Source organism: Bradyrhizobium glycinis (assembly GCF_016031655.1).
Classification (GTDB): Bacteria; Pseudomonadota; Alphaproteobacteria; order Rhizobiales; family Xanthobacteraceae; genus Bradyrhizobium; species Bradyrhizobium glycinis.
The window spans coordinates 81624-93959 of the sequence record NZ_JACCHQ010000015.1 but is presented as its reverse complement, the minus strand read 5'-3'; the positions used below and the strand labels follow the sequence as shown (position 1 = coordinate 93959).

Annotated in this window: 14 protein-coding genes; 3 read left to right on the top strand and 11 right to left on the bottom strand. The window is 64.1% G+C overall.

The window, feature by feature from the left end; translation table 11 throughout:
• Positions 1 to 27: 27 nt before the first annotated feature.
• Both HZZ16_RS21580 and purQ read right to left on the bottom strand, forming a co-directional pair.
• Positions 28 to 1011, bottom strand: coding sequence for a tripartite tricarboxylate transporter substrate binding protein BugD (locus HZZ16_RS21580; RefSeq protein ID WP_197951456.1), 984 nt, complete (start codon positions 1009 to 1011; stop codon positions 28 to 30).
• The gene (gene purQ, locus HZZ16_RS21575; protein ID WP_197951454.1) at positions 1008 to 1709 is read right to left on the bottom strand and encodes a phosphoribosylformylglycinamidine synthase subunit PurQ; all 702 of its coding nucleotides are present in this window, start codon (positions 1707 to 1709) and stop codon (positions 1008 to 1010) included. Before purQ ends, HZZ16_RS21580 begins: the two co-directional genes overlap by 4 nt.
• 168 nt (positions 1710 to 1877) lie before the next feature.
• On the opposite strand from purQ, the gene HZZ16_RS21570 reads away from it, so the two are divergent.
• On the top strand, positions 1878 to 2894 hold the full coding sequence (locus HZZ16_RS21570; protein WP_197951452.1) for a magnesium and cobalt transport protein CorA: 1017 nt from the start codon (positions 1878 to 1880) through the stop codon (positions 2892 to 2894).
• A gap of 18 nt (positions 2895 to 2912) precedes the next feature.
• On the opposite strand, the gene HZZ16_RS21565 is transcribed toward HZZ16_RS21570, so the two are convergent.
• The 3 genes from HZZ16_RS21565 to purC are packed head-to-tail and all read right to left on the bottom strand — an operon-like array spanning position 2913 to position 4128.
• The gene (locus HZZ16_RS21565; protein WP_197951450.1) at positions 2913 to 3098 is read right to left on the bottom strand and encodes a hypothetical protein; all 186 of its coding nucleotides are present in this window, start codon (positions 3096 to 3098) and stop codon (positions 2913 to 2915) included.
• Between the two features lie 5 nt (positions 3099 to 3103).
• Positions 3104 to 3346, bottom strand: coding sequence for a phosphoribosylformylglycinamidine synthase subunit PurS (gene purS, locus HZZ16_RS21560; protein ID WP_036012950.1), 243 nt, complete (start codon positions 3344 to 3346; stop codon positions 3104 to 3106).
• Positions 3347 to 3360: 14 nt separating this feature from the next.
• On the bottom strand, positions 3361 to 4128 hold the full coding sequence (gene purC / locus HZZ16_RS21555; protein ID WP_172782948.1) for a phosphoribosylaminoimidazolesuccinocarboxamide synthase: 768 nt from the start codon (positions 4126 to 4128) through the stop codon (positions 3361 to 3363).
• A 322-nt stretch (positions 4129 to 4450) separates the two neighbouring features.
• On the opposite strand from purC, the gene HZZ16_RS21550 reads away from it, so the two are divergent.
• Positions 4451 to 4774, top strand: coding sequence for a DUF1476 domain-containing protein (locus HZZ16_RS21550; RefSeq protein WP_197951448.1), 324 nt, complete (start codon positions 4451 to 4453; stop codon positions 4772 to 4774).
• Positions 4775 to 4792: 18 nt separating this feature from the next.
• Here HZZ16_RS21550 and HZZ16_RS21545 read toward each other — a convergent pair whose 3' ends face one another.
• The 5 genes from HZZ16_RS21545 to HZZ16_RS21525 form a co-directional block, all read right to left on the bottom strand.
• Positions 4793 to 5173, bottom strand: coding sequence for a hypothetical protein (locus HZZ16_RS21545; RefSeq protein WP_246510304.1), 381 nt, complete (start codon positions 5171 to 5173; stop codon positions 4793 to 4795).
• A 112-nt stretch (positions 5174 to 5285) separates the two neighbouring features.
• Entirely contained in the window at positions 5286 to 5774 is a 489-nt protein-coding gene (gene cynS / locus HZZ16_RS21540; RefSeq protein ID WP_049820198.1) for a cyanase, read from the bottom strand.
• A gap of 15 nt (positions 5775 to 5789) precedes the next feature.
• Positions 5790 to 6713 (bottom strand): ABC transporter ATP-binding protein, encoded by a 924-nt coding sequence (locus HZZ16_RS21535; protein ID WP_197951446.1) that lies wholly within the window; start codon positions 6711 to 6713, stop codon positions 5790 to 5792.
• A gap of 5 nt (positions 6714 to 6718) precedes the next feature.
• Positions 6719 to 7558 (bottom strand): nitrate ABC transporter permease, encoded by an 840-nt coding sequence (gene ntrB / locus HZZ16_RS21530; RefSeq protein WP_197951444.1) that lies wholly within the window; start codon positions 7556 to 7558, stop codon positions 6719 to 6721.
• 148 nt (positions 7559 to 7706) lie between these two features.
• On the bottom strand, positions 7707 to 9086 hold the full coding sequence (locus tag HZZ16_RS21525; RefSeq protein WP_197951442.1) for a CmpA/NrtA family ABC transporter substrate-binding protein: 1380 nt from the start codon (positions 9084 to 9086) through the stop codon (positions 7707 to 7709).
• A 160-nt stretch (positions 9087 to 9246) separates the two neighbouring features.
• On the opposite strand from HZZ16_RS21525, the gene HZZ16_RS21520 reads away from it, so the two are divergent.
• Entirely contained in the window at positions 9247 to 11181 is a 1935-nt protein-coding gene (locus tag HZZ16_RS21520) for a sigma 54-interacting transcriptional regulator (protein ID WP_197951440.1), read from the top strand.
• A gap of 217 nt (positions 11182 to 11398) precedes the next feature.
• On the opposite strand, the gene HZZ16_RS21515 is transcribed toward HZZ16_RS21520, so the two are convergent.
• A complete protein-coding gene (locus HZZ16_RS21515; protein WP_197951438.1) occupies positions 11399 to 12277 on the bottom strand; it encodes a sulfurtransferase in 879 nt (292 codons plus the stop codon).
• Positions 12278 to 12336: the final 59 nt, after the last annotated feature.

Sequence of the window (12336 nt, the reverse complement as noted above, 5' to 3'; positions counted from 1 at the left end):
CAATGATTATGGACGGAAGGAGCGCCGCTACTTGTTGACGTCGTCTGCCAGCATCTTGCGGTACTTCTCGACGTCGCGCGTCACGAGCTTTTGCAGCACTTCGGGCGCGTGCTCGTCGGCATCAGGCGCCACGGTCGAGAGGTCGGCAAAGCGCTTCTTCACCGCCTCGGTCTCCACGGCCGTGCGCGCGGCTGCGTTCAGCTTGGCGATGACGGCCGGCGGCGTGCCCTTGGGCGCGAACAGGCCGTTCCAGCCCTGCGCCTCGAATTCGGGCAGGCCCGCTTCCGCCGAGGTCGGCAGATCCGGCAGCGTGGCGAGCCGAACGGTCGAGCCGACCACGAGGCCCTTCACCAGCTTGTCGTTGATCGCTTGCGAAACCGAGGCGGCCGCATCGCAGACGCCGTCGATCTGGCCGCCGATCGCGTCGGTCAGTGCCGGCGCGGCGCCGCGATAGCCGACCAGCGTCGCATCGATCCCGGCTGATGTGACGAAGCTCTTGCAGATCAGGTAGTTCGAGGAGCCGACGCCGGCATGGCCGAGATTGATCTTGCCCGGATTGGCCTTGGCATAGGCGATGAACTCTTTCAGGTCCTTCGCCGGAAAGTCCTTGCGCAAGGCGATGATGCCGAACGTCTTCGCCACCATGGCGATCGGCACGAAGGAATCAGGGGTGAACGGCAGTTTTGGATAGATCGTGTAGGTCGCGGCATTGGTGCCGGCATTGCCGATCGCAATCGTATAACCATCGGGCTCGGCGCGGGAGGCCCGCGCCAGCGCGGTCGAGCCGCCGGCGCCGGCAACGTTCTCGATCACGATGGTCTGGCCGAGAGCAATCCCCATCTGCTCGGCCACCGCGCGTGCGATCACGTCCGAGGTGCCCCCGGCCGCGAACGGCACGATCATGGTGATCGGACGCTTGGGATAATCCTGCGCGGATGCGTAAGTCGCGACCGAAAATGGGGCGAACGCCAGCGCCGCGACGAGAGCACGCTTTATCACAAACGAGATCACGCGGCTTTTTCCAGATGCTGGGCAAGACCGGCGAACAGGCCGCGGCCATCGGTGCAGCCCATGATGTCTTCGACGTGGTTTTCCGGATGCGGCATCATGCCGAGCACGTTGCCCGCGTCGTTGACGATGCCGGCGATCGAATGCGCCGCACCGTTGATGTTGGCGGCCTCGTCGACCACGCCGTCGGCGGAGCAGTAGCGATAGAGCACCCGCCCCTCGCCTTCGAGCCGCTTGATGGTTTCTTCGTCAGCCTCGTAATTGCCCTCGCCATGAGCGACCGGCACACGGATCACCTGGCCGGCATTGTAGCCGCGCGTGAACGGCGTGTCGGAGCGCTCGACGCGCAGATGCACGTCGCGGCAGATGAATTTCAGCCGCGCATTGCGCATCAGCACGCCCGGCAAGAGGCCGGACTCGCAGAGGATCTGAAAGCCGTTGCAGACGCCGAGCACGAGGCCGCCCTTGGCCGCATAGTCGCGAACCGCATCCATCACCGGTGCGCGCGCCGCAATCGCGCCGCAACGCAGGTAATCGCCGTAGGAGAAGCCGCCGGGCACGACGACGAGATCGGTGCCTGATGGCAGCGAGGTCTCGGCGTGCCAGACCATCGCGGGCTCGCTGCCGGAGATCAGCCTCAACGCGCGCGCCATGTCGCGCTCGCGGTTGATTCCGGGAAAGACGAGGATGGCGGCTTTCATGGCAGGGGTTCCGACGCGGCTGGGAATCGAGGCTGGCCAACGGGGCCAATTCGCGAACAGACATAACCATTTGACGGGGATTTTACCAGTGCTAGCGTGGCGGAGCGCCCTTGTACACAGGCCATAGCCACGCGCCTTTGGTCGCTCGATTTGCCCGGGATTGAAGCCATGAACGTCCCGTCGCTGCCCGCATCCCTCTCCGAACCGGTGTCCGCCGAGGGCGTCGTCGCCGCCGGGGCTTATGTCGACGGCCGCAGAGTGGCCAATATCGCCATCAGCGAGGCCTCGAGCTGGCGGGCCAAGCCCGGCCATGTCGTATGGATCGGACTGCACGAGCCCGACATGGCGCTGCTCGGCGCGGTGCAGAAGCAGTTCGACCTGCACGACCTCGCCATCGAGGACGCCAACCACGCCCATCAGCGGCCCAAGATCGAGCAATATGGCGAGGCCCTGTTCATCGTCGCGCGCACCGCGCAATTGATCGAGGGCCGCATCGCCTTCGGCGAGACCCACATCTTCGTCGGCGAAGGCTATCTGGTCTCGGTGCGCCACGGCGCTTCGACCTCCTACACACCGGTGCGCGAACGCTGCGAGAGCTGCCCGCGGGCGCTCGCGCGCGGCGAGGACTACATCCTCTATGCCATCCTCGATTTCATCGTCGACAATTATTCGCCCGTGCTGGAGAGCATCCACGACGAGATCGAGAGCATCGAGGACGACGTGCTCTCCAAGCCGATCAGCAAGGCGCAGATCGAGCGGCTCTACATGCTGCGCCGCGACCTGTTGCGGCTCAGGACCGCGATCGGCCCGCTGGTGGAGGTCTGCCGCCGGCTGGAGCATGACGAGCTGTCGATGGTGCGGCAGACCATGCAGCCGCTGTTCCGCGACGTCACCGACCACGTCCGCAACATCCAGGAGCGTATCGATTCCATGCGCGAGGTGCTGGCCTTCGCCTTCGAGGCGAGCCTTTTGGTCGGCCAGGCGCAAGAGACGGCGGTTTCCAAGAAGCTCGCATCCTGGCTGGCCATCATCGCCATCCCGACCGCGCTCGCCGGCATCTACGGCATGAACTTCAAGCACATGCCGGAGCTGGAATGGGAGTACGGCTATTTCATGCTGCTCGGCGTCATGCTGACGGCCTGCGGCGCGCTGTACTGGCGCTTTCGGCGTGTCGGGTGGCTGTGAGCCGCACGCTCAGACGAGTTACATACCTGATCTGCCAGCCCACGTGCTCCGCGCCACCTGAAAGTCGTGCAGCATAAGAAGCTGCTCTTCTCGACTGGCGCTCAGCTCAGATCTGATTTCGTCGATCTTGTATTCGACACGACCGAGCGTTTGCTCGATCTGCTTCAGCAGCTCGAAAATCAGCTCTTTGCCGATATCCGCCACTCTGCTCAGGCCTTCATCTCGATCGCATAATTCTCGATTACGGTGTTCGCCAGCAGCTTGTCCGCGGCTTCCTTCAGCGCCGCTTCCGCCTTGGCCTTGTCGGCCCCGGCGAGCTCGATGTCGAACACCTTGCCTTGGCGGACGCTGGCGACGCCGTCGACGCCGAGCGACTTCAGCGCGCCTTCGATGGCCTTGCCTTGCGGATCGAGGATGCCCGTCTTCAGGGTAACGGTGACACGTGCCTTCACGTCGATGATCCTCTTCAGCTCTTCACCAGCACCGGGCCGGTGCCCTGGGGACGCTCGTTTTCCATGAGGATGCCGAGACGCTTTGCAACTTCGGTGTAGGCCTCGAGCAGACCACCGAGATCCCTGCGGAAACGATCCTTGTCGAGCTTCTCGTTCGACTTGATGTCCCACAGCCGGCAGCTGTCCGGCGAGATCTCGTCGGCGACGATGATGCGCATCATCTCGTTCTCGAACAGGCGCCCGCACTCCATCTTGAAGTCAACGAGGCGGATGCCGATGCCGAGGAAGAGGCCGGTGAGGAAGTCGTTGACGCGGATGGCGAGCGCCATGATGTCGTCGATCTCCTGCGGCGTCGCCCAACCGAAAGCGGTGATGTGCTCTTCCGACACCATGGGGTCGTTGAGCTGGTCGTTCTTGTAGTAGAACTCGATGATCGAGCGGGGCAGCTGCGTGCCCTCCTCGATGCCGAGGCGCTGCGACAGCGAGCCGGCGGCGACGTTCCGCACCACCACCTCCAGCGGCACGATCTCGACCTCGCGAATCAACTGCTCGCGCATGTTGAGGCGGCGGATGAAATGGGTCGGCACCCCGATGTCGTTGAGGTGCTGAAACAGGTACTCCGAGATCCGGTTGTTGAGGACACCCTTGCCCTCGATCACCTGATGCTTTTTCGCATTGAACGCGGTGGCGTCGTCCTTGAAGTGCTGGATCAGGGTACCGGGCTCGGGGCCTTCGTAAAGAACCTTTGCCTTGCCTTCATAAATGCGACGCCGACGGCTCATGGGGATGTACCGTGTTTTGTTGAAATCCATGAATTTGGTGTGCTCCGATTGACTAGGATTACGACCCACAGCGGAGCTGCCGTGAACGGCCAGGAACCCATCTAATAACCCGTTGGAAACAGAACGGGAACCAAGCCTCAGGCAACCTATCCGATTGGCTGTCCGAGCACAATCGATCCGGCCGTCCGGCGCCAACTTATACCGTCTTGCCTGCGGCTTAACGGCCCGTTGTTTTGCCGATTCGTGCTATCTATGTAGGCATGCAGCCGGGTCGCCGCAACGGAAGGCTCCCGCGCCATTCAGCTGGAGATTTGGAACAGGCATGAGCGAGTTCGATAAACGCCAGGAAGGCTTCGAGAAGAAGTTCGCCCTCGACGAGGAGCAGAAGTTCAAGGCGGAGGCCCGCCGCAACCGGCTGCTCGGCCTGTGGGCGGCCGAAAAGCTCGGCATCACCGGTGACGCCGCCACCGCTTATGCCAAGGAAGTGGTCGCAGCCGATTTCGAGGAGGCCGGCGACGCCGACGTCCTGCGCAAGCTGACGGCCGATTTCGCCGCCAAGAACGTTGACGTCACCGAACAGGCGATTCGCGCCAAGATGAGCGAGTTGCTGGCGGTGGCCGCGGCCGAGGTGAAGGCGGGGAAGTGAGCCCCGCCCCTTCCGGCACTATTTCAGTGTAATCTGAAAGCTCATAGAGCCGTTGATATGGAAGCCCTCCGCTTGTTGCGGTCCGAATTGCCGGTTGATGTTGGTGTTGACCGACTCCATCCGGCAATCGCGGGCGAGCACCTCGCGCAGGAGATCACATTCGCGCGCCGCCATTTCATAGACCGAGCGGCGCGCGCGTTCGCGCAGCTTCTGCGCCTCGTCGCTGTCCCCGCTCGGACCGGCGACAAAGAAGTTGATCGAGGTCTGCACACGCACCGATCCTTCCTGCCGCAGAGCCGCACCGCCTTGCTCGAAGACACGCTGCGACTGGGCCATCCCGGGGGTGGTCACGACCAACAAACCAATGCATGCCGAGATGAGACGCGGACGGAATTTCATGATGTTACCTGTGGTTGAAGTGGCGCCTCGTTAGTAACTTCCAGAGGTTGCGAACAGGGAAATCCCGGATCGCAAACAACGAGCCACCGCTTCACCACCGGTTAACCGCTTCTCACTCCTCCTTGAAGCCGTACTCCGGCACGTTGCCGCTGGCGCCGTAATATTTGTACGGCAGGAACTTGCCGCTCATGGTGATCTTGACGCGGTCGCCCTTGGGGTTGGCGACACGTTCGAGTGCCATGTCGAAGTCGATCGCCGACATGATGCCGTCGCCGAACTCCTCCTCGATCAGCGCCTTCCAGGCCGGACCGTTCACCATCACCATCTCGTAGAAGCGGTAGATCAGCGGGTCGGTCGGCGGCATCGGCGTGCCGGTGCCGCGCATCGGCACCTCGTTGAGCATCGCAACTTCCGCCTTCGACAGGCCGAACAGCTCGCCGGCATTGGCGGCCTGCGGTTTTGTCAGTTTCATCTGGCCCATAATCGCACCGACGATCAGCACTTCGGAATAGCCGCCGATCTTTTCGCAGATGTGTTTCCAGCTCCAGCCCTTCTCGCGCTTGATGTCGAGCAGCTTCTCGGTGAGGTCTTCGCGCTTCATGTCGGGGTCTCCTTGCTAGGCGCTCAATCCGGGATTTGTCCCCGGCATCCAGGTCTGTCGCGGCTCTTCGCCGGTCGATGCGATCGAAAGGCCGGGCTTGCCGATCTGCACCACCGGCACGTTGCGTGGATCGTGGTTCGGCGCTTCCGCGGCAAAGGTCTTGCTCCGCGTCACCAGGAAATCGATGATGTGGTTGCGCAGCGCGTAGTAGAGCGGATGGCGGTGCAGATCGGTGCGGCCGCGGTCCCGCGGCAGCGGGTTCTCGACCACCTCCGCCAGCACCGCGCCGGGACCGTTGGTCATCAGAAAGATCTTGTCGGCGAGATAGATCGCCTCGTCGACGTCATGGGTGATCATGAATGCGGTCTGCCCGGTCTCCAGGCAAATGCGCCGCACCTCGTCCTGCAGCGTGCCGCGCGTCAGCGCGTCCAGCGCCGAGAACGGCTCGTCCATCAGCATCATCTTCGGCGTGATCGACAGCGCCCGCGCGATGCCGACGCGCTGCTTCATGCCGCCCGACAGCTCCGATGGGCGCTTGTGCTCAGAGCCGGACAGGCCGACGAGATCGATGAATGCCTGCGCATGCGCTCTCACCTTGGCGCGGTCCCAGCTGCGCCATTTCGAGCTGACGGCATAGGCGACGTTGCCGAGCACCGTGCGCCAGGGCAGCAGCGCATGGCTCTGGAAGATCACAGCGCGGTCGAGGCTGGTGCCCGAGATCGCCTGACCGTCGACGATGACCGCGCCCTCGCTCGGCGCGTCGAGCCCGGCGAGGATGTTGAGCACCGTGGTCTTGCCGCAGCCGGAATGGCCGATCACGCAAGCGAACTCGCCCCGCGCCATCGAGAGCCAGAGGTTCTCGAAGATGGTGGTCGTGACGCCGCCCGCGCCGGGATAGCGCTTGGCAATGCCTTCGATCGAGATGAACTTGTCGGTCATCGCCTCTACTCCGGAAACGTGACCATGCGCGTGAAGCGCGCGAGGATCTGGTCGAGCAGCATGCCGACGATCCCGATCAAGAGGATCGCGATGATGACGTTGGTGATCGACAAATTATTCCACTCGTTCCAGACGAAGTAGCCGATGCCGGTGCCGCCAACGAGCATCTCGGCGGCGACGATCACGAGCCAGGCGATGCCGATCGAGATGCGCATGCCGGTCAGGATGGTCGGGGCCGCTGCGGGCAAGATCACCGTGAAGGCGCGCCTGACGGTGCCGACCTCGAGCGTTCGCGCGACATTGATCCATTCCTTGCGCACGGTCGCGACGCCAAACACCGTGTTGAGCAGCATCGGCCAGATCGAGCAGATGAAGATGACGAAGATGGCGGAGACCGAGGAATCCTTGATGGTGTAGAGCGCCAGCGGCATCCAGGCCAATGGCGAGATCGGCTTCAACACCTGGATGAACGGATCGAGCGCCTTGCTCAGCAGCGGCGACATGCCGATCAGGAAGCCGAGCGGGATCGCGACCAGCACGGCCAGCAGATAGCCGGTGCCGACGCGCGCGATCGAATAGGCGAGCTGGATGCCGAGCCCCTTGTCGTTCGGCCCGTTGTCGTAGAACGGCCGCTTCAGATGCTCCCAGAGTTTGGCGCCGACATCGAGCGGCCCGGGCATCGCCGATTTGCCCTGCGTCGCCGTGAGGCCCATCAGCTTGGCGTATTCCGGGCTCATCGTCGTCACCGGCGCGGTGGAGCGCGTGGCGAGATGCCAGATGCCGAGAAAGGCGGCGAGCAGCACGATGGAGACGAGGCCCGCGCGAAGGCGGAGCGAGGATGTCATATTGCCCCCTCTCGTGTCCCGGGCGCGCCGCAGCACGAAGTGACGCGCCGCAGAACCGGGACCCATGGGGCCTGACTGGGCCCCGGCTCAGCGAAGCAGCACTGCGTGCTGCATCGCGTCCGGGACACGAAAGCGGCGGCAGCGCCCATCACGACGCCTTCCGGATCTTGAAGCTCGCGATGTAGTCCTCCGGCTTCGCCGGATCGAAATTCTTGCCCATCACCGCGAACGACTTGTAGGCACTCGCGGGCGGCGTGAGGCCCATCTCGGTCATCAGCTTCTTGGTATCGGTCGCCAGATACACCTGCTCGGCCACCGCCTTGTAGTCGACGTCGCCCTTGATCTGGCCCCAGCGCTTCATCTGCGTCAGCATCCACACCGCGAAGGACTGCCAGGGGAACGGATCGAAATCGACGCGCTTGGGATCGGTCTTCACCCCGCCGAGGCCGTCGGCATAGGTGCCGGTCAGGACCTGCTCCAGCACGGTGACCGGCGCGTTGATGTAGTTGGCAGGCGCGATGGCCTCGGCGATCTGCTTGCGGTTCTCCGCCTTCGACGCATAGGCGGTAGCGTCGACGATCGCCCGCGTCAGCGCCGCAAAACTGTTCGGCGCTGATGTGATGAATTCTTTGCTTGCAGCAAAGCTGCAGCAGGGATGGCCGTCCCAGATCTCCTTGGAGAGCAGGTGCATGAAGCCGACGCCGTCATAGATCGCGCGCTGGCAGATGTTGTCGGGCGCGAGGAAGCCGTCGATGTTGTCGGCACGCAGATTCGCGACCATCTCCGGCGGCGGCACCGAGCGCAGCTGCACGTCGGTGTCGGGATCGAGACCGTGCTCGGCCAGGTAATAGCGCAAGAGGTAATTGTGCATGGAATAGTCGAAGGGGATGGCGAATTTCAGCCCCTTCCAGTCCTTCGGATCGCGCTTGTCCTTGTGCTTGGTCGCCAGCACGATGCCTTGCCCGTTGATGTTCTCGATTGCAGGCACGGCAAAGGGAATGGCGTTGGCGCCAAGGCCGAGCGAGATCGCGATCGGCATCGGCGCCAGCATGTGCGCGGCGTCGTATTCCTTGTTGATGGTCTTGTCGCGGATCACGGCCCAGCCGGCGGTCTTCACCACTTCAACGTTGAGGCCGTGCTTGGCATAGAAGCCCATCGGCGCCGCCATGATGATCGGGGTGGCGCAGGTGATCGGGATGAAGCCGACCTTGAGGTCCTTCTTCTCGGGCGCGCCGGCTTGCGCGAACACCTCGGTCGCCGTCTTCAGCGGGAAGAATTGCGACAGCACGGCGAGCGCCGTCGAGGCGCCGACCGACTTCAGGAAGGCGCGCCGCGCCACGTCCTGCGGAAACATCGCGCGCATCACGGCGGAGGCGACCACGCCCTCGTAACGCTTCTCTTCGCTTGCGACCGGTTCGCAATGCAGCGCCGTCGCCTGCTCGTGCTCTGCCGCGGAACGATGCTGGCCGCAAACACAGCCGGCTCGAAGGTTGCGATCGGGATCAAACGGATTGTCGAACGTGGACATCGGCCCTCCTGCGCGTCAATGCGAAGAGCAATTACGCAAGGAGCATGCCACCGACGAATAAGCGGGCATTGCCTTGATAACGCAGCGTTTTCACCCGCGCTTGGCCGCTACGAAAACTCGTGATAAACGAGATTTCGTAGTTCAATTACGAGATTTCGCAATGGCAACGGCGCCAATGCCCGTCCACGACGACGTGGCCCCCGTCATCGACCCGCGAGTTGCGGCCTTCGAATCCGCGGTCGAGGCGATGCTGCTGGTCGATCCCTATGGCGACCAGATCGTCGATGCCAATCCCGCCGCCTGCACCCTGCTCGGCTACGACCGCGCTTTGCTGCGGCAGACCAGAGCCAGCACGCTCCACGCCGGCGAGCTTGCCGCCCTCACCGTCTTCACCCAGGCCGTGCTGCACAAGGGCGCCTACTGGACCACGGCGCTCAATCCCCGCCACGCGACCGGGCAAGATCTCAAGCTCGAATATGCCGGCTGCCTGCTGCCGCATGACGGCCGCACGCTGCTGCTGCTGACGCTGACCGATCTCGAAGCCCGCCGCCGGCGCAATGTCGATGCCGCCGCCGAAGACCATATGCGCGGCGGCATCGCCACCTGGCAGCGGGTCGAGCGCGTGTTCCAGGACATCGAGCGCGAGAACCAGCTGATCCTGCGCGCCGCCGGCGAAGGCATCTATGGCGTCAACGCCGAAGGCAAGACCACCTTCGTCAATCCCGCGGCCGAGCGCATGCTGGGCTGGACCGCCGAGGAGCTGGTCGGCAAGGAGATCCACCCGATCGTCCACCACACCCATCACGACGGCCGCCACTATCACAATCACGACTGCCCGATCTATGCGGCGTTCCGCGACGGCGCCGTGCACCAGGTCGACGGCGAGGTGTTTTGGCGCAAGGACGGCTCGCCCGCCTGGGTCGAGTACACCTCGACACCGATCCGCGACGGCGGCGTCGTGGTCGGCGCCGTCGTGGTGTTTCGCGACGTCAGCCAGCGCCGCGAGGCCGACGAGAAGCTGCACGCGGCTCTTGCCGAGGTCGACCGCCTGCGCGAGCGGCTCGAGCTGGAGAACGCCTATCTCCAGGAAGAAATCCGCATCGAGACCAATCCGCGCGGCATCATCGGGGGAAGCGAGGCGATCCAGAAGACGCTGCGCCAGGTCAAGCTGGTGGCGCCGACCACCGCGGCGGTGATGATCACCGGCGAATCCGGCACCGGCAAGGAGCTGATCGCGCGCGCCATCCACGAGGATTCCACCCGCAGCGACCGGCCGCTGATCCGCGTCAACTGCGCCGCCATCCCGCGCGAATTGTTCGAGAGCGAGTTCTTCGGCCATGTCCGCGGCGCCTTCACCGGCGCAACGCGCGACCGCATCGGCCGCTTCGAGCTCGCCGACGGCGGCACGCTGTTCCTGGACGAGGTCGGCGAGATTCCGCTCGAGCTGCAAGGCAAGCTGCTGCGCGTGCTGCAGGAAGGCCATTTCGAACGCGTCGGCGAGGCGCGCACCCGCGCGGTCGACGTTCGCGTCATCGCTGCGACCAATCGCGATCTCAAGCAGGAGGTCCAGCGCGGTCGCTTTCGCGAGGACCTCTATTTCCGCCTCAACGTGTTTCCGATCGAGACGGTCCCCTTGCGCGAGCGGCGCGAGGACATCCCCCTGCTCGCCCAGCATTTTCTCACGCGCGAGGGCAAGGCGCTCAAATCGAACTTGCGCCTCTCCGAGGGTGACGCACGGCGGCTCGCCCGCTACGACTGGCCCGGCAATGTCCGCGAGCTGCAGAACGTGATCGAGCGCGCTGCGATCCTGTCGCAGAACGGCCGCCTGCGCATCGATCTGCCTGACGCCTCCGGCGCGCTGGCTCTGGCCGGGGCCGCCCGTCAGAAGGCCGACGCGCGGCCTGCGATCATGACGTCATCCGAAATGCGCGACCACGAGCGCGCCAATATCCTGGCCGCGCTCGAGGCCTGCGCCGGAAAGGTCTTCGGTCCCGGCGGCGCCGCCGAGATGCTCGACATCAAGCCGACCACGCTGGCCTCGCGAATCAAGGCGCTGGGGATCGCGCCTCGTCCGCGGGCGGGCGTGAACGGCTAGAGTATGGCGGGATCAGGTTCGATGCGGGCCACGGGCTCACTTCACCTCTCCCGCTTGCGGGGGAGGTCGGCGCGAAGCGCCGGGTGGGGGCTCTCTCCACACCGGGAACCCCACTGAGGAGATACCCTCTCCCCAACCCTCCCCCGCAAGCGGGGGAGGGAGTGCACTTCCTTCTTGGCAACAAGGCTCGATCTAGTCAGGCTGGATCAAAGCGCGCTCACGCCGCCTTTGTTGTGACGCCCGTCGCAACCGGCAGGCCCTGCTCGATTGGCAGAGAGGGATCGCGCGACCATTCGTTCCAGGAGCCGAAATACATCCGCACGTCCTTCACGCCAGCGTTCTTCAGCGCCAGGAACGTGTTCGAGGCGCGCGCGCCCTTGAAGCAGTAGAGATAGACCGGCGTGGTCTGCGAGATGCCGACGGTGGCGCATTCGGCCAGAATCTCGTCCTTGGACTTGAAGCGCGGGCCTTCGGCGGTCGGCTTCATCATCCGATACCATTCCAGCCACACGGCGCCCGGAATGCGGCCCTTGCGCGGGCAGAAATCCTTGCCGTACGGCGAGGAGCTGTCGCCGATCCATTCGTCGACGTCGCGGACGTCGAGGATCGCGATGCCGGGCTTGCCGACAGCGGCGAGCATGGTCTTGGCATCGATCAGGATCTCACCGGCTTCCGGCACGATCGGGAACGAAGCCGCAGCCGGGGTCGGCACCTCCTTGGTCACCGGCAAGCCCGCGGCCGACCAGGCGTCGAAGCCGCCATGCAGCACCTTCACCTTGGGATAGCCGAGCATGGTGAGCAGGTAATAGCCGCGGCAGGACTGGCCGAAGCCGGAATTCATCGACTGCTCGTAGACCACCGCGGTCTCCTTGCCCGAAAGGCCGGCAGCGCCAAACGCATCAGCGAATTTGGTCTTGAGTTCGGCCATGCCTTCCGGCGTCGAGGTTGCCAGGAACGTAAAGATCTCGTGCACGTTCACGGCGCCCGGCAGGTGCCCGGCCGCGTAAGCATCGGGATTGCGGGTGTCGATCACGACACACGGCTCTAGCTTCAAGAGATCGGCGAGTTCGACGGCAGTGATCAGAACGTCAGTCATGGCAGCCTCTCCGTTGAGGTTGGTGGTCTTCTGGGGTGGACTCGTGAACTCAAGAACTT

Coding starts and splice junctions, on each gene's coding strand:
- purQ (WP_197951454.1), bottom strand. CDS start 1,709: ATGAAAGCCGCCATCCTCGTCTTTCCCGGAATCAACCGCGAGCGCGAC.
- HZZ16_RS21570 (WP_197951452.1), top strand. CDS start 1,878: ATGAACGTCCCGTCGCTGCCCGCATCCCTCTCCGAACCGGTGTCCGCC.
- purC (WP_172782948.1), bottom strand. CDS start 4,128: ATGAGCCGTCGGCGTCGCATTTATGAAGGCAAGGCAAAGGTTCTTTAC.
- HZZ16_RS21550 (WP_197951448.1), top strand. CDS start 4,451: ATGAGCGAGTTCGATAAACGCCAGGAAGGCTTCGAGAAGAAGTTCGCC.
- HZZ16_RS21545 (WP_246510304.1), bottom strand. CDS start 5,173: ATGAAATTCCGTCCGCGTCTCATCTCGGCATGCATTGGTTTGTTGGTC.
- cynS (WP_049820198.1), bottom strand. CDS start 5,774: ATGAAGCGCGAAGACCTCACCGAGAAGCTGCTCGACATCAAGCGCGAG.
- HZZ16_RS21535 (WP_197951446.1), bottom strand. CDS start 6,713: ATGACCGACAAGTTCATCTCGATCGAAGGCATTGCCAAGCGCTATCCC.
- ntrB (WP_197951444.1), bottom strand. CDS start 7,558: ATGACATCCTCGCTCCGCCTTCGCGCGGGCCTCGTCTCCATCGTGCTG.
- HZZ16_RS21525 (WP_197951442.1), bottom strand. CDS start 9,086: ATGTCCACGTTCGACAATCCGTTTGATCCCGATCGCAACCTTCGAGCC.
- HZZ16_RS21520 (WP_197951440.1), top strand. CDS start 9,247: ATGGCAACGGCGCCAATGCCCGTCCACGACGACGTGGCCCCCGTCATC.
- HZZ16_RS21515 (WP_197951438.1), bottom strand. CDS start 12,277: ATGACTGACGTTCTGATCACTGCCGTCGAACTCGCCGATCTCTTGAAG.